This window comes from Streptomyces sp. NPDC048718 (genome assembly GCF_043198875.1).
Classification (GTDB): domain Bacteria; phylum Actinomycetota; class Actinomycetes; order Streptomycetales; family Streptomycetaceae; genus Streptomyces.
On record NZ_JBICVG010000030.1, the window covers coordinates 1 to 18,339 of the forward strand.

An 18,339-nucleotide genomic window follows, 5' to 3' on the forward strand; every position below is an offset into this window, starting at 1 on the left:
GCGCTTCCTTCGTTTCCGACTCTATCAGATCTTTCCGATCCGATTTCCTCGGTGCTTTCCGGTCCCGGTCGCTTTCGCTTCCGTTCCCTTCCGGCTTTCCCGACTTTATCAGAATCATTTCCGCCGACCTAATCGGTGGCTTCTTGATTCGGAAGGAATCGGGGTGGCTCCGAAGTGGAGCGAGGAAGAGTTTAAATGATCAGCCGGGAGTTTGTCCAACTTCCCGGGCAACCGTTTGAATCTACCTCCCCGCTCCGACCGTGTCAACGGTTTTTGCGGGCAAGGGAGAGACTAGCAGGTCAGCGGCGGGGTCCGCACATCAAGCGGCCGTCGGGAGTACGGCGGGCCGGTCCGCCTCCTCGACATCGCCCGTGTCGCCGGCGCGGGCCGCGCGGCCGCCGAGCACGTAGACGTACACAAGGAACGCCAGCTCGGCGGTGACGCCGATGCCGATCCGGGCCCAGGTCGGCAGGCCTGACGGGGTCACGAAGCCCTCGATCAGGCCGGAGACGAAGAGAACCAGGGCGAGGCCGATGGCCATGCCGATCGCGGCGCGGCCCTGCTCGGCGAGGGCGGCGCGGCGGGTGGTGGGGCCCGGGTCGACGAGGGTCCAGCCGAGGCGCAGGCCCGTACCGGCGGCGACGAAGACGGCGGTCAGTTCGAGCAGGCCGTGCGGAAGGATCAGGCCGAGGAACACGTCGAGCCGGCCGGCGGACGCCATGAGACCGAGGCCGAGACCGAGGTTCAGCATGTTGGCGAACAGGATCAGCAGGACCGGGATGCCGAGGAACGCGCCGAGGACCAGGCAGACGGCGGCGGCCTGGGCGTTGTTCGTCCAGACCTGGGCGGAGAAGGACGCCGCCGGGTGGCTGGAGTAGTAGGTCTCGTACTCGCCGCCGGGGCGGGTCATCGCGCGGAGTTCGGCCGGGGCGCCCAGCGCCGACTGCACTTCGGGGTGGGCGGCGACCCACCAGCCGATCAGCGCGCCGACCAGGACGGAGAGGATCGCGGTCGGTATCCACCAGTGCCGCGCGCGATAGACGGCGGCGGGGAATCCGGTCGTGAAGAAGGCGGCCGCGTCGCGCCAGGAGGCGCGGCGGGTGCCGGTGACCGTGGCGCGGGCGCGGGCGACGAGCTGGGTGAGCCGCGCCGTGAGCATCGGGTCCGGGGCGCTGGACTGGATCAGGGAGAGATGGGTGGCCGTGCGCTGGTAGAGGGCGACGAGCTCGTCAGCCTCGGCGCCGGTGAGCCGGCGGCCCCGGCCCAGCAGCTGGTCGAGACGGTCCCACTCGGCGCGGTGGGTGGTGACGAAGACGTCGAGATCCATGATCGGCTGCTGCTCCAGGCACTGGTGCGTACGGTCCGTATCTACTACTGCGGCGCGCTGCGGGTCAGCTTGGCAGACTGGCGTTCGGACGGGGACGGGCAGGGCGCAAAGGGGTGGGGCAGTGAGCGGAGTGGTGACGGGGGACGCGGTCGTCCTCGGATTGCAGCCGGCGCGGCTGCCGAGCCGGGCGCTGGCGCTGGTGATCGACCTGGTCGTGATCTGGGCCGTCTACATGGGGATGACCTTCGGTCTGCTGATGCTCACCGTGTCGCTGGACGAGGCCGCGCTCGCCGCGGTGAGCGTCGCGGCGTTCGTGCTGGTCCTGGTCGGGGGGCCGATCGCGGTGGAGACGCTGACGCACGGGCGCTCGCTGGGGAAGCTGGCGTGCGGGCTGCGGGTGGTGCGGGACGACGGCGGGCCGATCCGGTTCCGGCACGCGCTGGTGCGCGGGGCGATGGGGGTGGTCGAGATCCTCATGACGTTCGGGGTGGTCGCCGTCATCGCGTCGCTGGTGTCGGAGCGGGGGCGGCGGCTCGGGGACGTGTTCGCCGGGACGCTGGTGGTCCGGGAGCGGGTGGCCTCCTCGGCGGGCATGGTGCTGCCGCCTGCGCCGCCGTGGCTGGCGGGGCGGTTCGCCGGGCTCGATCTGTCGGCCGTACCGGACGGGCTGTGGCTGGAGATACGGCAGTACCTGACGCGGATGCGGCAGCTGGACCCCGTGATCGGGCAGCGGATGGCGGACCGGCTCGCGAACGAGCTGGTGGCGCGGACCGGGGCGCTTCCGCCGCCGGGGGTGCCGGCCGCCGCGTATCTGGCCGGGGTCGTGGCCGAGCGGCAGGCGCGGGAGGCCCGGCGGGCGTTCGCCGCGCCGGTCGGCGCACCGGTCGCCGGGGGTGTTCCGGGCGCGGTGGCGAGTGTGGGCGCAGGTGCGGGGGTGTCGGTGAGCGTCGCGCCTCAGGTGTCCGCTCCGCCCGTCGTACCGGACGCGCCGGAGGTACCGGACGCGCCCGCCGATCCCCGGCCGCCCGCGACCGGGTTCGCGCCTCCGGCCTGAGCGGGACGGGGCAGGACGGGGCCGGCGGGTCAGAACGTGTTCGGCGGGGTGTCGAGCTCTTCGAGTTCGATGCCGGGCGCCGAAAGGACCACGTCACCGGCCAGGTGGACGCTGTGCCGCTCCCCTGTGTCCAGGTCGTCGACCTGGTACTCGTCCACGGTCAGCGGGCCGTTGTCAGTGGGGTGCGCTTCACTCTTCACCAGCGACCAGGACTGATCGGTCGTCAGGGGGGCCAGTGACGGGCCCGTGAAGGCGACGAGCCGGACGCGGGCCCCGGGGGAATCGGGGGTGAGGCCGAGGAGACGCGAGAGCGCGACGAGGAATGCCGGGGACGTGCCCGTGAAGGCATGGGCGCGAACCGTGCCTTCGGTGGCATGGGCTCCGGTGGGGTCGGTACGGACCCAGGTGACGCCATCGAGGGCGGCGCCGCGGACTTGCCAGTGCGCGGTGCGCAGTTCGAGGCGGATGGGGCGGCCCCGGTCGTCGACGGCCAGGTCGACGGAGCCGGTGGGATCGCCCGAGGGGGTGGTGGTCCGTGCCACGTAGCGCCAGCCGGATGGGCCGGGCGCGCAGGAGAAGTGCTCTTCGCCAAGGGGGGTGTGATCGTGCGGATCATGGAGCGAATAGCGGCCGCGGGGCATGGGTCCTCGGGGTGCTTCCTGGAGCGGTGATCGGCTGGGCGGGGCTGCCTGGGGTGGGGGCTGCCCGGGCGGTGGTCGCCTGAGCGGTCGTCGCCCGCGGCGGTGGGCCGCCGGAACGCGGAGACGGGACAGGCCCCCGGCACGGGGGTGCGGGGGCCTGCTCGTTACCGCGGGGGGGGTCCGGGGCGGGCGGGTGGTCGGTCACCCGCCCGTCGTCGGACCGACGCTGATCGGATCGGCCCGGGCCGGTTCCGGCAGAACCGGTTCGGGCCGGGTCGGATCAGTAGCGGTAGTGGTCCGGCTTGTACGGGCCCTCGACCGGAACGCCGATGTACGCGGCCTGCTCCGGACGCAGCGTCGTGAGCTTGACGCCCAGCGCGTCGAGGTGGAGGCGGGCCACCTTCTCGTCCAGGTGCTTCGGCAGCGTGTAGACGCCGATCGGGTACTCGGACGTCTTGGCGAACAGCTCGATCTGGGCCAGGGTCTGGTCCGCGAAGGAGTTCGACATGACGAACGACGGGTGACCGGTGGCGTTGCCCAGGTTCAGCAGACGGCCCTCGGACAGCAGGATGACGACCTTGCCGTCCGCGAAGGTCCAGGTGTGGACCTGCGGCTTGACCTCGTCCTTCACGATGCCCGGGATCTGCGCCAGACCGGCCATGTCGATCTCGTTGTCGAAGTGGCCGATGTTGCCGACGATCGCCTGGTGCTTCATCCGGGCGATGTCGGACGCCATGATGATGTCCTTGTTGCCCGTGGTGGTGATGAAGATGTCCGCGGTCTCGACGACATCGTCCAGCGTGGCGACCTGGTAGCCGTCCATCGCCGCCTGGAGCGCGCAGATCGGGTCGATCTCGGTGACGATGACCCGGGCGCCCTGACCACGGAGGGACTCGGCGCAGCCCTTGCCGACGTCGCCGTAGCCGCAGACCACGGCCGTCTTGCCGCCGATGAGGACGTCGGTGGCGCGGTTGATGCCGTCGATGAGGGAGTGGCGGCAGCCGTACTTGTTGTCGAACTTCGACTTCGTCACGGCGTCGTTCACGTTGATCGCCGGGAACAGCAGGGAGCCGTCGCGCTGCATCTCGTACAGACGGTGGACACCGGTGGTGGTCTCCTCCGTCACGCCGCGGATCTCGGACGCCAGCTGGGTCCACTTCTGCGGGTTCTCGGAGAGGGTGCGGTTCAGGAGACGGAGGATGTAGCCGTACTCCTCGCTGTCCGCGGTGGCCGGGTCCGGGGCGGCACCGGCCTTCTCGAACTCGACGCCCTTGTGGACGAGGAGGGTGGCGTCACCACCGTCGTCGAGGATCATGTTCGGGCCGCCGGTGGGCGTGTTCGGCCAGGTCAGCGCCTGCTCCGTGCACCACCAGTACTCCTCCAGGGTCTCGCCCTTCCAGGCGAAGACCGGGATGCCCTGCGGGTTCTCCGGGGTGCCGTTCGGGCCGACGGCGATGGCCGCGGCGGCGTGGTCCTGGGTGGAGAAGATGTTGCAGGAGGCCCAGCGGACCTCGGCGCCGAGGGCGACCAGGGTCTCGATGAGGACGGCGGTCTGCACAGTCATGTGCAGCGAGCCGGTGATGCGGGCGCCGGCCAGCGGCTGCTGCTCGGCGTACTCCTTGCGGATCGACATCAGGCCGGGCATCTCGTGCTCGGCGAGGGTGATCTCCTTGCGGCCGAAAACGGCCAGGGACAGGTCGGCGACCTTGTAGTCCTGCGTGGCGACAGTCGTCATGACGGGGGCTGCTCCTCGTGGCATCGGTTGCGAGGGTCGATGGGGCGGCTCAACCGCGGCGGTGAGCGACGCGGGCATACGAATGCCCGGGAACTCGCGCGGTGCAGTCGTCGGAGGCCCTCTCTCCCTCGGCCGGTCCGCTCGTTTCGCGGACCGCCCGACCGCCATCAGCAGCGACGTCTGGCTCGTCACGAATCTACACCGATCGGCCCAGCGGACCACAGTCCGCCTGCTCGGGGGCGGGTTGGATCCCGCCGCCCCTGCCGGGCGGCGGGCCTGGGGCCGGGTGGTCGGGCGGGTGGTGTTCCGGGCGGGTGGCCGGGTCCGGAAAACGGGGGGGGGGGGGGGGGGGGGGGGGGGGGGGGCCGGCGGCCGGCCGCGCCCCCCCCCCCCCCCCCCCCCCCCCCCCCCCCCCCCCCCCCCCCCCCCCCCCCCCCCCCCCCCCCGTGACTCCGACGCGGGCTCCGCGCGCTACGCGGTCGTCTTGCCCGTGCCCTTGTCGCTGCCCTTGTCCTTGGTCCGGTAGATGTCCGGCTCCAGGTAGATGACCCGGGCGATCGGCACGGCGGCGCGGATCCGGGACTCCGCGTCGTCGATCGCGCGGGCGACCTCGGCGGCGGTGTCGTCGTGCTCGACCGCGATCTTGGCGGCGACCAGCAGTTCCTCGGGGCCGAGGTGCAGCGTGCGCATGTGGATGAGGCGGGTGACGGAGGTGCCGTCGACGATCGCGTCCTCGATCTTCTTCACCTCGTCGACGCCGGCGGCCTCGCCGAGCAGCAGCGACTTCGTCTCGGCGGCGAGCACCAGCGCGATGGCGATGAGCAGGAGGCCGATGCAGAGGGTGCCGATGCCGTCCCAGACACCGTCGCCGGTGAGTACGGCGAGGCCGACGCCGCCGAGGGCGAGGACGAGACCGATGAGCGCGCCGAAGTCCTCCAGGAGCACGACCGGCAGCTCGGGGGCCTTGGCGCGGCGGACGAACTGCCGCCAGCTCAGGCTGCCGCGCAGCTCGTTCGACTCCTTGATCGCGGTACGGAAGGAGAAGCCCTCCGCGGCGACCGCGAAGACCAGGACGGCGACGGGCCAGTACCAGGACTCCAGCGCGTGCGGGTGGGTGATCTTCTCGTAGCCCTCGTAGACGGCGAACATGCCACCGACCGAGAACAGCACGATGGAGACGAGGAAGGCGTAGATGTAGCGCTCACGGCCGTAGCCGAAGGGGTGCTGCGGGGTGGCCGCGCGCTGGGCGCGCTTGCCGCCGAGGAGGAGCAGTCCCTGGTTGCCGGAGTCGGCGAGGGAGTGGACGCTCTCGGCGAGCATCGACGACGAACCACTGAACAGGAACGCCACGAACTTGGCTACGGCGATCGCGAGGTTGGCGCCGAGCGCCGCCACGATCGCCTTGGTTCCGCCTGACGCGCTCATGGGTCTGGGTGTTCCCTTCGTCGGTGCTCCGGCCCCGGCGGCGCTCATGCTGATGCTGTTGCCGCCGCGACGTGCCTGGTTCGGCCGGTCATTCTCGCATCAGGCGGCGACGGTGGCACGAAAAACTGTTCCCGCCCCATGCATCTCGGCCGTCTCGCCCGCCGGCACGAACACGGACTCGCCCTGAGCGAGGGTCAGGCCGTCACCGCCCGCGCCGCGGCCGTCCGTTGCCCCGCCGCGCAGCCTGAGGGATCCGCCCGGGGCGTCGACGGCGAGCAGGATCTGTGGCGTCGGGGCGGTGAGCCGGGTCGGGGCGGCGCCCTCGGCCCGTACGAACCGGGACAGCCGGAACTCGTCGATCGGGGTGTCGTACACCTCCTCGCCCGAGGCCGTCGCCTCCGGGCGCAGGATGCCCGGCTCGCCGGGCTCGAAACGCACGACCCGCAGCAGTTCGGGGACGTCGACGTGCTTGGGCGTCAGCCCGCAGCGCAGGACGTTGTCGGAGTTGGCCATGATCTCGACGCCGAGGCCGTCGATGTAGGCGTGCGGGACGCCCGCGCCGAGGTAGAGGGCCTCGCCGGGCTGGAGCGTGACCGGGTTGAGGAGCATGGCGGCGAGCACGCCGGGGTCGGTCGGGAAGTGGTGGGCGATCCGGGCGTACGTGGTGTGGGGGCCGCCCAGGCGGGCCGCGGCGTGCGCGGCCTCGGCGACGGTGGGGGCCAGTTCGTCGTGGTCGGCGCTGAGGATCGCGGTCAGGACCTCGCGGAGAGCGGCCTCCTCGGGGTGGGCGCTCAGCAGGTCGACGTACGGCTTGAGGGAGTCGACCTCCAGCGCGGCCATGGTGGCGGCGGCCTCGGCCGGGTCGCGGAAGCCGCACAGGCCGTGGAACGGGGTGAGGGCGCAGATGAGTTCCGGCTTGTGGTGCGGGTCCTTGTAGTTGCGCCGCGGGTCGTCGAACGGGATGCCCTCGGCCTCCTCGGCCGCGTATCCGGCGCGCGCCTGGTCGAGGTCGGGGTGGACCTGGAGGGAGAGCGGGGCCCCGGCGGCGAGGACCTTGAAGAGGAAGGGGAGCCGCGGGCCGAAGCGCGCGACGGTCGCGCGGCCGAGTTCGCGGGCGGGGTCGGCGGCGATGAGCTCGTCGAGCGCACCGCGGCCGGTGCGGGACGGGGCGCCGGGGTGGGCACCCATCCACATCTCGGCCTGGGGCGCGCCGGTGGGGGCGACGCCGAGCAGTTCCGGGATGGCCGTCGTGGAGCCCCAGGCGTAGGGGCGGACGGTGTTGACGAGGCGGTCCATGGTGCTTCCAGCTCTTCTCAGTGCGGTGGGTGCCGGTGGTGCCGGGCGCCTGGTGCCGCGGGCCCGGGGGCGGGTGCGGCGCGCGCGGAGGAGGGGGTGGGTGGAGGTACGGGGGGTACGGGTGGGGCGGGTGGGGTTGTCGGGGCGTACCAAGGGACGCCGGGTGGGGCGGGCGGGTTGTCGTGGGTGGCGGCGGGCGACGGGGGCGGTACGGGGAGGGGCGTGGCCCCTCCCCGTACGCGCCGGAGGCCGGTTGTCGGGCGCCGCGTTCCGGTTGTCGGGCCCGGGGCCGGGCCGGGGGCCGGGGGTCCGGCTCGGTCCGGGCTCGGGCTTGGTTTCCGGGCTCTGGTCACGGACTCGGGCCACGGGCTCGGGCGGTGCCGCGTCCGGCGCCGCCCGGGGCGTCAGCCGGCGGTGGCGGTGAGACCCGCCGACGCGAGCGAGAGGTACGCGGCGGCGAAGTCGGTCACCGCGAGCAGTTCGGCGAGGTTCTCCAGCGCGCTGCCCGCCTCCGGTTCGACTTCGCTGATGGCCGTCTCGTGGCCGAGCGCGAGCTCTCGGGCCGCGGGCACGGCGCTGAGCGCGCCCGCTTCGGCGGGCCGGTCCCGGAGGAGGACCACCCGGGCGCGCAGCGCCTGGGGTTCCTCGACCCGGTCGCGGAAGAAATCGTCGGGGTCGGCGCCGGCCGCGTAGCCGCCGGCCAGCAGCATGCCGTGGGCGGGCAAGGCCTCGGGCAGTTCGCCGGCGAGCGCGGGCAGCCCGGCCAGCTCGGCGAGGACGGCGGCGAAGCGGCGGCCGACCGGCCCGGCGGCCTCGCCCTCGGTCCAGACGAGCGGCAGCGAGTCGGCCAGCTCGGCGGCGAGGGTCTTGGCCGGGTTGCCGTACGTGGCGATGGCCGGGCCGCAGCGTTCCGCCATACGGTCCAGCCGGTCCGCGACCTGGTCCAGGGCCTCCGGCGGCGCCTCGACCAGGCCGACCCGGTCGAGCAGCGCGAGCAGCGGCGTGAACAGCGCCCACAGCGCGACGGGTCCGGCGCCCGGTGTCCCGGCGGACTCCTCGGCCGTCTCGTGCGGGGCCATCGCCAGCGGGACGAACAGCCCGCGCGAGCCGTTCACGGAGTCGGAGAGCGGGGACGCGGCGGGTGCGACGGCGACGACCGTGAGGCCGCGCCGGTACGCCTGCTCGACGAGGAGCGCGAGGCCGGGTTCCGAGCCGTCGGTCGTCGGGACGAGCAGCAGGTCCATCGAGCCGGCCCAGCCGGGCAGCGCCCAGCGGAGCGCGCCGGCGGCGTGGGCGACTCCGGTCGGCTGGAGCCGGATCACCGGGGCGGCCGCGCCGGCGAGGGCGCCGATCAGGTCGGCGACGCCCGCGGCGGCGACGCCGGGGCCCGCGACGAGGACGGTGCGCGGGCGGCCCTCCGGACTGAGTTCGGCGATACCGGCCTCGGCGGCGTGCCGGGCGGCGGTCCGTACCCGCGCGCCCGCCTCGGCCGCGCCGCGCAGCAGATCGCGGCGGTCGGCGAGGGCGAGGGCTTCCGGTGCGTCGAGGAGGGTCTCGTCGAGCATGTGGCGGGCCTCCGGTCGTCGAAGCGGGGACCGGCCGGGCGGCCGGGTTCCGCGTGGTCTTCCTGCCGAGGGGCTTACCCAGGTTCTCCGGGGGCCTCCCGGGATGCCTGGGGTTTCCCTGTGTCCCGGGTGTACCGGGGTGTTCGCGGTGTACGCCGTGTCCCCGGGTGTCTCGTGGCCGGGGGCTCCCCGGGCCCGGGGACGGGTCCGGCGGGGCCGCCCCGGGGCCGGCCGGGTCATCCGGGTCGTCGGGTGGGATTCCCCTGGCCGGATCACCCGGTGGGGTCATCCGGTGGGGTCATCCGGGCGGACGGCCCGGTGGGGTCGGCGGGGCGGGGTGCCCGGGCCGGGTCAGGCGGGGCGGCGCGCCTCGTCCACGAGCAGCACCGGGATGTCGTCACGGACCGGGTAGGCGAGACCGCAGCCGTCGCCGGTGCAGACCAGCTCCGGGGTCTCCTCCGCCGTACGGTCGTCCAGCGGGGCGTGGCAGGCCGGGCAGGCCAGGATGTCCAGGAGGCCGGCTTCGAGCGGCATGTGCGGTCCCTTCGGGGGCGGTGCGGCTGCGTACCCGGGGGCGTACGGGCATGCGGGGCGGACGGTTCCGGCCCCGGTCAGCCTACCGCCGGGTCAGGTGCGGCGCCCGCCCCCGCGGGGGCGGCGCCGGGGACCAGGTTCCGTGGCCCGTGTGACGGACGAGCGGCACGGGGTGGGCGTGGCGCGGAACAGCGGGTGTCCGGGAGAACGCGCGAACGCGCGGTGCCCGTGGCGGGAACGCGCGGAGCGCGCCCGCCACGGGCACCGCAAGACCGGCCGTCGGCAGAGCGACCGTCAAAACGACCGTCTCGGCCCCGGATCGGCCCCGGATCAGCCCCGGATCAGCTCCAGCGCCTCGTCGCGCACCTTCGCCATCCGCGCCTCGTCCCGCGCCTCGACGTTCAGCCGGAGCAGCGGCTCGGTGTTGGAGGCACGGACGTTGAACCACCAGTCGGCGGCGGTGACCGTCAGTCCGTCCAGCTCGTCCAGGGTGACGCCCTCGCGGTCGCCGAACGCCGCCTTCACGGCGGCCAGCCGGGCGGCCTGGTCGTCGACGGTGGAGTTGATCTCGCCGGAGGAGGCGTAGCGGTCGTACGAGTAGACCAGCCCGGACAGCGGACCGTCCTGGCCACCGAGGGCCGCGAGGACGTGGAGCGCGGCGAGCATGCCGGTGTCCGCGTTCCAGAAGTCCTTGAAGTAGTAGTGGGCGGAGTGCTCGCCGCCGAAGATGGCGCCGGTCCTCGCCATCTCCTCCTTGATGAAGGAGTGGCCGACCCGGGTGCGCACCGGCGTGCCGCCGTGCTCGCGGACGACCTCGGGCACCGACCACGAGGTGATCAGGTTGTGGATGACCGTGCCGCTGCCGCCGTGCTTGGCCAGCTCGCGCGCCGCGACGAGCGCGGTGATCGCCGACGGGGAGACCGGGTCGCCGTTCTCGTCGACGACGAAGCAGCGGTCGGCGTCGCCGTCGAAGGCGAGGCCGAGGTCGGCGCCCTCGGCGCGGACCCGCGCCTGGAGGTCGACGATGTTCTTCGGGTCGAGCGGGTTGGCCTCGTGGTTCGGGAAGGTGCCGTCGAGCTCGAAGTACATCGGGACGACGTCCAGCGGCAGACCGTCGAGGACGGTGGGCACGGTGTGGCCGCCCATGCCGTTGCCCGCGTCGACGACGACCTTGAGGGGCCGGATGGCGGTGAGGTCGACCAGCGAGCGCAGGTGGGCCGCGTAGTCGTGCAGGGTGTCCCGCTCGGTGACGGTGCCCTCGGTGGCGGCCGCCTCCGGCGCGCCCTCCTCGCTCCACCGCTCGACGAGCGCGCGGATGTCGGCGAGGCCGGTGTCCTGGCCGACGGGGGCGGCACCGGCGCGGCACATCTTGATGCCGTTGTAGCGGGCCGGGTTGTGGGACGCGGTGAACATCGCGCCCGGCAGGCCGAACTGCCCGGAGGCGAAGTAGAGCTGGTCGGTGGAGCAGAGGCCGATCAGGGTCACATCGGCACCGAGGCGGGTCGCGCCGCGCGCGAAGGCGGCGGAGAGACCGGGCGAGGAGGGGCGCATGTCGTGGCCGATGACGATGGCGTCGGCCTGGGTCACGCGGACGAACGCGGCTCCGAACAGTTCCGCCAGGGCCTCGTCCCACTGATCCGGCACCACCCCGCGGACGTCGTACGCCTTCACGATCTGCGACAGATCAGCAGCCACGGATCAAACCCTCCTGAAGTCTCGGCATGTCACACCGGCGCGATGCGGTGCCCGTACGGATACGGAACGCCCAAACTACCCGGGACCGGGCCCCGGTCAGTTCTCGGGGGAACGCAGCACCCTCAGATGGCCTCGCCGGCCGACCTCCATCGGGTCGCCGCCGCGCGGGCCGCCCTTGCCGCCTGCCTCGGCCGCGCGCTCCTGGGGGCGGGCCGCCTCGCGGACCGCGTTGGCGAGGGCTTCGAGGTCGTCGCCGCTGGGGCGGGTGGGGACGGTCGCGTCGGAGAGCCGCACGACCTCCCAGCCGCGCGGCGCGGTGAGGCGCTCGCTGTGCTCGGCGCACAGGTCGTAGCAGTGGGGCTCGGCGTAGGTGGCGAGCGGGCCGAGGACCGCAGTCGAGTCGGCATAGACGTACGTCAGTGTCGCGACGGCAGGGCGGCCGCACGCGGTGCGCGAACAGCGACGTACAGGGCTCACGACGTTGGACGGTACCGCACTCTTGAGCGGGCCGCGACGACTCTCCCCCAGGTCACTCCACCGTGTCGCGGTGTGACGTCCGCCACGGCGGCTGTTCCCGGCACCCCTCCGACCTGCGGAAGTGGCCGGATTCAAGGCCCCGGCCGAGGCCTGATCCGGATGGTCGGAGGGGCGGGAAGAGGGTGGGGGGCGGTCCGGGGAGGGGGTCGGGAGAGGCGCCGGGAGGAGCACCGGGAAGAACACCGGAAGAAACGGGAAAGCGTGAGCGGATGGAGAGAACGCCGGGAGGTACCGGAGAGAAAGCGGGGAGGGACGGGGAGAGGGAAGCGGGGAAGCGGGGCGGGGGTGGGGCAGGGCCGGGAAGGGAGGGCCTCCCGGCCGTCGGCAGCCGGGCCCGGCGGGAGTTACGCTGCGTCGGTGACGGACACCACCGAGAGCAGGGGCACTCCTGCCGCACCGCGCCCGCGGCACCGTGACCGGCACGGCCGGGGCATGCGGGGGCCGGTCGCCCCGCCGCAGGTCCCGCTGTCCGCGAGCCGGGCGGACACCTTCCGCGACCTGGTCCTGGACTCGGTGGAGCGGCTGGAGCGGAGCTGGCCGCAGCTCACCGACGTCGAGTTCATGGTGCTGGAGGTACCGCCGGCGGAGCCGGCCGACACGGTGCCGCTGGGCATCGCGCTCCCGGCGGACCGGAAGGACCCGGCCCGGGTGATCGTCTACCGCCGCCCCATCGAGCTTCGTGCCAAGACCCGCGACGAGCGGGCCCTGCTCGTCCACGAGGTCGTGGTCGAACAGGTCGCCGACCTGCTGGGACTCTCCCCCGAGACGGTGGATCCGCGGTACGGGGAGGAGTGACCGGGCGGGGCGGAGCGGTCGTGCGGCAAGAAGTGGTCGTACGAAGAGGCCCGCGCCTTCACGGCGGCACGGCCACCCTGCCCGCGCCGGGACCCGCGCTCGTACTCGGACGCGGACCCCGACCCCGGCCGCGTCCGAGTCCGCGTCCGCTCAGTCGTCCAGCACCTTCAGGTCCTGGCGGGCCGGCGGCACCTCCACCGAGCTGCGGTCGTCGGTGAAGGCCTGCACGGTGAACATCGGTACGCCGTCCTGCGGCAGGGCCAGCGTGCGCGCGGCGTACACCGGGCCGCCCGACAGCCGCTCCACCGTCAGCGCGTAGCCGCCCTTCGCCCCCTCAGGGACGGGCCCGTCCATCGAGACCGTGCTGCCCGCCTTGATCGTGACGTTCTTGGTGACCGGCGTACCGCCCTCCGCGCCCGCCGACGCCGTGATCCGCACCTGGGCGGCGTCGCCGGGCGCGCTGAGGGCGAGGGTGGTGCCCTTGGCGCGGTTGTCGGCGACGGTGGCCCGGCCCTCGATCGCCGCGGTGGCCGGGATGAACGCGATCTCCTTCTCGGCGCCCTTGCCCCGGACGACCTTCACCGCCGCCACGACGGGCACCGGCTTCTTCGGGTCGGCGGAGGTCAGCAGCAGCGAGCCGGGCTCGCCTCGGGTCAGCTCGGGCAGGTCGACGGCGGCGGTCATGCCGGACTTCACATGCAGGGAGTCGGCGCCCGCCGGGACGATCGTGCCGGTCGGGGTGATCAGCTGGACCTTCAGGTCGGCGTCGTCGTCGCCGGGCGCGAAGGCGACGAGCCGGACCGAGGTCGCGTCGGCCGGGATGCCCGGCAGGACGGCCTTGCCGGCCGCGTCGGCGGAGGCGGGCAGCCAGTCGCTGCCCAGCTTCTCGTCGGCGACGCCGAGGGCCGCGCCGACGCGGCCGCTGCGGGTGGTGACGTGGACGGTGAGGTCCTGCTGCGCCGCCTCGGTGGTCAGGGTGGAGAGCAGCACCGGCACGGTGCTGTGGCCGGGCACCGGGATGCCCTCGGTGACCTCGGTCTTCAGGGTGCCGTCGGGGCCGTACAGCTCGATGTCGGCGACGGCCGCGCTGTCGTCGGGGTTGGTGAGGTGGACGTAGTCGTGCCGCTCCTTGGCCGTGGAGGCGGCCGGGAACCAGAAGTCGGTGTCCGGGGCGGTGCAGGCCGTGCCGAGCAGGCCGCGGGCGCCACCCGCCGGGACGACGGTGGTCTGCTGGACGGTCCAGCCGGGGGCGAGCGCGCCGTTCGCGGTGCCGGTCAGGGCGGGCACGGAGCCGCCGTCGAGCTGCTCGGCGACCGGGGTGCCGGGCTTGGTGACGGTCGGCGGGGCCTTTGGCTCCTTGGCCTTCTTCTCCTGCTTCCCGGTGGCGTTCTCGCCGGGGATCGCGGCCTTGGCGGCGGGCTTCAGGACGGCCTCGGCGGCACCCTTGCCGCCGGCGCCCGAGCCGGTGCCGGAGCCGGAGCCGCCCTCGCCGCCCTGTCCGTCCTGGGGCTGCCCGGCGGCGTTCCTCGCCGGCGGGGTGAACGAGGTGTACGTCGTCTCCGCCACCTCCGAGGTACTCGGCGCCGGGCAGAGCAGCCCGGTCCGCTCCACCGGGAGGCGGGCCGCCTTCGGGGCGGCGACGGGTGCGGCGCTGTCCGGACCGGGGGCGGTCACGGCGGCCACGCCGGTGACGGCGGCCAGGGCGGTGGCGACCGCGATCAGGGAGAGGGTGGTGCGCTTCACTGGTTGCTGCTCCCGTCGGAACGCTGCTGCTGCCCGTAGCCGTACGGGTCGTAGACGTCGTAGCCCTGTTGCTCGTCGTACCCGGGGTGCGCCTGACCCTGGCCCTGGTTCTGGCCCTGGTTCTGGCCCTGCGCCTGGCCCTGGCCCTGGCCCTGGCCCTGCTCGTGGGGCTGGTCGGGGGACTGCTGCGGCGCGTACGGGTCGTACGACTGCTGCTCGCCGTAGTACTGCTGGTCGTACGACTGCTGGTACGGCTGCTGTTCGTACGGCTGCTGCTGGGCGTACGGGTCGTACCCGTAGCCCTGCTGGTCGTACTGCTGGTCGTACGACTGCTCGTACCGCTCGTCGTACGGGGCGGCCTGCTGCGGGACGGCGGCGTACTGGCCGTTCCACTCCTGCTGGCCCTCGGATTCCTGCCCGGCCTCAGGCCCGGACTCCTGCTCGTACACCGGCTGGTGCGGGACGGGCACGGGCTCGGGCATGCCGGGCGCGGGCGCCTCGGCCTGGTCGCCGGCGGCAGCGGTGGCCGCGGCGGCCTCCGCTTCGGCGGCAGCGCGCAGTCGGCGGGCGCGGCGGCCCTCGCCCTCGACGCTCCGGGCCTCGGCGGCCTCCTGGACCGGCAGGCCGGCGTCCTCGTCGGGCAGGTCGTCGTCGATGTCATGGCGGCGGCCGGGCAGCGCGAGGACGATCAGGACGAGGGCGAGGAACGCCTGGGCCCAGATCCACACGGTGTGGGTGACCGGCGCGTCGTGGGCGAGGTCGAGGCGGCCGCCCTCGGCGGGCAGTTCGAAGCCCTGCGCCCAGTCGTCGACGGTGACCGGCTTGAGCGCCTTGCCCGCGAGGGTGGCGGTCCAGCCGGCGTCGGCGCGGTCGGCGATCCGCAGGACGCGGCCGACGGGACCGGCCGGGATGTCCGTGTGGGCCTCGACGGGACCTGCGGCGACGGCCACCATGCCCTCACCGGCGGCCGAACCAGCGGCTGAACCGGCGCCGGAAGCGGCACCGGAACCGGCGGCCTTCGCGGCGGCCGGGGGCACGATCATCACGCGGGCGACCTTGCGGTCGACCCGCCACAGGGCGCTGCCGTCGAGCTGGCTGAGCCGGGTCAGGCCGGGCGTGGAGTCGAGGACGCGGCTCATGGCGCGCGGGGCGCCGTCGCGGACCAGGACGTAGCGGATCGCGAAGCCGCCGAGCTCGGCGGTCTGGTCGGCGCCGGAACCGGCGACGAGGTGGGAGACGACCTGGTCGAGGCGGGTGTCGGCGCCGCCGGAGGCGGTAGCGGCGGCGGCGGTGAGTTCGGCGTCGCCGAGCCGGCTGCCGGAGCCGCGGACCAGGCTGTACGCGACCTCGCCAGGCGCGCCCGCGCCGAGGACGAGGGTGCGGGCCTGGTCGCGGGTGCCGCTCTCCTCGGCGACGAACGCGGGCACCTGGACCGGGTCGCGGCGAGTGAGCGGGCCGTCGGCGCCGCCGATCATCCAGCCGGCCGCGGCGACGACCGGGCCGATGGCGCAGGCGAACGCGATGAGCGCGGCGAGCGGCTGGCGCCAGCCGAAGCCGTGGGCGGCGACGCGGGTACGGCCGCCTTCGGCGCCGACCATGGCGGCGGCCAGCAGGGCGGCGCCGTAGACGAGGGTGGCGGGGCCGGCCCAGCCGGTGGCGCCGTCGCCGGAGCCGTTGGTGAGGACGGCGAGGAGCAGGCCCGCGAGGGCGGCGGTCCAGGCGGCGCGCACGGCGAGGGTCCGCTCGTCGCGCAGCAGGGCGCCGAGCGCGGCGAGCACGAGGCCGGCGAAGACGAGCCCGCCGAAGGTGCCGGGGCCGCCGGGGCCGGCGCCGAGCAGGTCGAACGCCGAGGCCGTGCCCGTACGGATGTCGAGTCCGGCCTCGCGCAGGAACCCGGAGGGACTGGTCAGCAGGGTCAGCGACCAGGGCGCGAGGAGGAGCAGCGGGGTGCCGGCGAGGGCGAGGAAGCGCAGCCCGTACGCGGTGATGTCGCCTCGGCGCAGGACGAGCGCGCCGAGTCCGAGGACGACGGCGAGCGGCCAGACGACCGGGGTGAAGGCGGTCGCGAAGGTGAGCAGGAAGGTGTACGCCCAGGTGGCGCGCCAGCTGCCGCGCTCGCCGTCGGCGCGGTTCAGCCCGTACGAGGCGACGGCGGCGCGGGCCATGAGCGGGAGCAGGATCGCGAGGACGGCGGTGCCGAGCCGGCCGGTGGCGAGGGCGCCGGTGGCGGCGGGCAGGAAGGCGTAGGCGATGGCGGCCCAGGCGCGCAGCAGCCGGGATTCGACGATGCCCCGGGAGGCGAAGTACGCGGTGAAGCCGGCAAGCGGGACCGAGCAGACGAGCAGCAGGGTCAGCGCGAGGGACGTCGAGCCGAACAGCAGCCCGGACAGCACGGCGAGGACGGCCAGGTAGGGCGGGGCGGTCTGGGTGCCGCCGGTGCCGAGCGCGTGCCAGCCGTCGGCGTAGCGCGACCAGAGTGCGGAGACGGTGTCGGGGGCGGGCAGCAGGGTGCCGCCGGCGAGCGAGCCGCCGCCGAAGAGGTTGCGGCAGGCGACCAGGGAGACGACGAGGAGGAGCGCGAAGAGGACCGGGCCCGGCCTGCGGGCGATCTTCTTCAGCCGGGCGAACTGCTCGATCTCCAGGAAGTCGGCGTCGTCGCCGCCGGGGCCGGATTCGACGGCGCCGTGGCGGGAGCCGCCGGACTCGGCGTCGTCGGCGCCGAAGTGGGAGGCGAGCTGTTCGGCGGTGGCGCGCAGGGTGGCGCCGGGCGGCGGGAAGAGGGGGCGGAGCTCGGACGGCGGGACGGCCGGGGTGCCGCGCCGCTTGCGCGCCGCGAGCACCTTCTCGGGGCGCAGCAGGGTGCCGAGCAGGCCCATGATCTCGTCGACGGCCTGGCCGGGCGCCTTGCCGACGAGATAGCCGAGGGTGCGCACCAGGGTGCCGAGGACGAGCCGGAGCAGGACGTACGGCAGGGCGCGGCCGCGGGTGTTGGCGAGCAGCGTGTAGACGGCGCCGGCCTTGTCGACGCGGTGCGGGTTGGTGGCCGAGCGGCCGGCGCAGTCGACGGTGCGGCGTTCGCGGGCGGAGGCCTCGGCGTGCCGGAGGACGGCGCCGGGGGCGACGAGGACGCGGTGGCCGGCGGCGTGGGCGCGCCAGCACAGGTCGACGTCGTCGCGCATGAGGGGCAGCCGGCGGTCGAAGCCGCCGAGTTCCTCGAAGACGTCGCGGCGGATGAGCATGCCGGCGCTGGAGACGGCGAGGACGGTGCGGACCTGGTCGTGCTGGCCCTGGTCCTGTTCGCGGCGGTCGAGTCCGGTCCAGCGGCGGCCGCTGCGGGCGATGCTGACGCCGGCTTCGAGCAGCTGCTTGCGGTCGTACCAGCCGCGCAGCTTGGGGCCGACGACGGCGGCGGTCTCGTCGGAGTCGGCGACGCGCAGGAGTTCGGCGAGCGCGCCGGGCTCGGGGGCGCAGTCGTCGTGCAGCAGCCAGAGCCACTGGACGGGTTCGCCGTGCGGCAGTTCGGGCAGGTCGTAGTTCTCGTCCTGCCAGGTCCGTGTGACGGGGTCCCAACTGCTGGGCCGCTTCAGATAGGTGAGGTCGTCGGGGCCGAGGACGGGCGCGGCGCGCACGGCCTCCTCGACGGCGGCGCCGAACCCGGTGCGGCGGGCCAGGTGGAGGACGCGGTCGTCGCCGAGCGCGTCGGAGAGGAGCCGCGCGGAGTCGTCGGCGCTGCCGGTGTCGGCGGCGACGGCGTTCTGGACGGGGCGTTCCTGGGCGAGCAGCCCGGCAAGGGCGTCCGGCAGCCAGCGGGCGCCGTCGTGGGCGACGAGCACGGCGGTGACGACGTGTCGTGGGAACTCAGGAGTTGAGGACATCGAGCTACGGGCCCTCCGGCCGGGGGTCGCCCGCGAGGGGGCGTGGGTGCGTCTCGGACGGAGCCCCACACTAACGGCTGGTACGGCGACGGTCCGCCGCCTGTGGATGGAGCACAG

General features: G+C 74.2%; 13 protein-coding genes. 2 read left to right on the plus strand and 11 right to left on the minus strand.

The window, feature by feature from the left end; all coding sequences use genetic code 11:
* Positions 1-319: 319 nt before the first annotated feature.
* Positions 320-1,327: a stage II sporulation protein M gene (locus ACGFRB_RS32985; protein WP_393248308.1), complete on the minus strand. Its 1,008-nt coding sequence runs from the start codon at positions 1,325-1,327 to the stop codon at positions 320-322.
* 121 nt (positions 1,328-1,448) lie between these two features.
* On the opposite strand from ACGFRB_RS32985, the gene ACGFRB_RS32990 reads away from it, so the two are divergent.
* Positions 1,449-2,381: an RDD family protein gene (locus ACGFRB_RS32990; RefSeq protein WP_393248310.1), complete on the plus strand. Its 933-nt coding sequence runs from the start codon at positions 1,449-1,451 to the stop codon at positions 2,379-2,381.
* Between the two features lie 29 nt (positions 2,382-2,410).
* Here ACGFRB_RS32990 and ACGFRB_RS32995 read toward each other — a convergent pair whose 3' ends face one another.
* The 8 genes from ACGFRB_RS32995 to ACGFRB_RS33030 form a co-directional block, all read right to left on the minus strand.
* Positions 2,411-3,022, minus strand: coding sequence for a hypothetical protein (locus ACGFRB_RS32995; protein WP_393248312.1), 612 nt, complete (start codon positions 3,020-3,022; stop codon positions 2,411-2,413).
* A 280-nt stretch (positions 3,023-3,302) separates the two neighbouring features.
* Positions 3,303-4,757: an adenosylhomocysteinase gene (ahcY, locus tag ACGFRB_RS33000; RefSeq protein WP_363012304.1), complete on the minus strand. Its 1,455-nt coding sequence runs from the start codon at positions 4,755-4,757 to the stop codon at positions 3,303-3,305.
* Between the two features lie 471 nt (positions 4,758-5,228).
* Positions 5,229-6,182, minus strand: a complete 954-nt coding sequence (locus ACGFRB_RS33005; protein ID WP_393248314.1) for a cation diffusion facilitator family transporter — start codon at positions 6,180-6,182, stop codon at positions 5,229-5,231.
* A gap of 99 nt (positions 6,183-6,281) precedes the next feature.
* The gene (gene manA / locus ACGFRB_RS33010) at positions 6,282-7,478 is read right to left on the minus strand and encodes a mannose-6-phosphate isomerase, class I (protein WP_393248315.1); all 1,197 of its coding nucleotides are present in this window, start codon (positions 7,476-7,478) and stop codon (positions 6,282-6,284) included.
* 404 nt (positions 7,479-7,882) lie between these two features.
* Positions 7,883-9,043 (minus strand): SIS domain-containing protein, encoded by a 1,161-nt coding sequence (locus ACGFRB_RS33015; RefSeq protein WP_393248317.1) that lies wholly within the window; start codon positions 9,041-9,043, stop codon positions 7,883-7,885.
* Between the two features lie 351 nt (positions 9,044-9,394).
* Positions 9,395-9,577, minus strand: a complete 183-nt coding sequence (locus tag ACGFRB_RS33020) for a Trm112 family protein (protein ID WP_361237140.1) — start codon at positions 9,575-9,577, stop codon at positions 9,395-9,397.
* 330 nt (positions 9,578-9,907) lie between these two features.
* Positions 9,908-11,272 (minus strand): phosphomannomutase/phosphoglucomutase, encoded by a 1,365-nt coding sequence (locus ACGFRB_RS33025; protein ID WP_393248319.1) that lies wholly within the window; start codon positions 11,270-11,272, stop codon positions 9,908-9,910.
* 96 nt (positions 11,273-11,368) lie between these two features.
* Positions 11,369-11,800 (minus strand): DUF3499 domain-containing protein, encoded by a 432-nt coding sequence (locus ACGFRB_RS33030; protein ID WP_361237146.1) that lies wholly within the window; start codon positions 11,798-11,800, stop codon positions 11,369-11,371.
* 366 nt (positions 11,801-12,166) lie between these two features.
* Between ACGFRB_RS33030 and ACGFRB_RS33035 the strand changes: the two genes are divergently transcribed.
* Positions 12,167-12,604, plus strand: coding sequence for a metallopeptidase family protein (locus ACGFRB_RS33035; protein ID WP_363012299.1), 438 nt, complete (start codon positions 12,167-12,169; stop codon positions 12,602-12,604).
* 150 nt (positions 12,605-12,754) lie between these two features.
* Here the strand turns inward: ACGFRB_RS33035 and ACGFRB_RS33040 are convergent, their stop codons facing one another.
* Complete coding sequence (locus ACGFRB_RS33040; protein ID WP_393248321.1) at positions 12,755-14,347, minus strand: DUF5719 family protein; 1,593 nt, start codon at positions 14,345-14,347, stop codon at positions 12,755-12,757.
* On the minus strand, positions 14,344-18,222 hold the full coding sequence (locus ACGFRB_RS33045) for a glycosyltransferase family 2 protein (protein ID WP_393248323.1): 3,879 nt from the start codon (positions 18,220-18,222) through the stop codon (positions 14,344-14,346). Before ACGFRB_RS33045 ends, ACGFRB_RS33040 begins: the two co-directional genes overlap by 4 nt.
* Positions 18,223-18,339 lie beyond the last annotated feature (117 nt).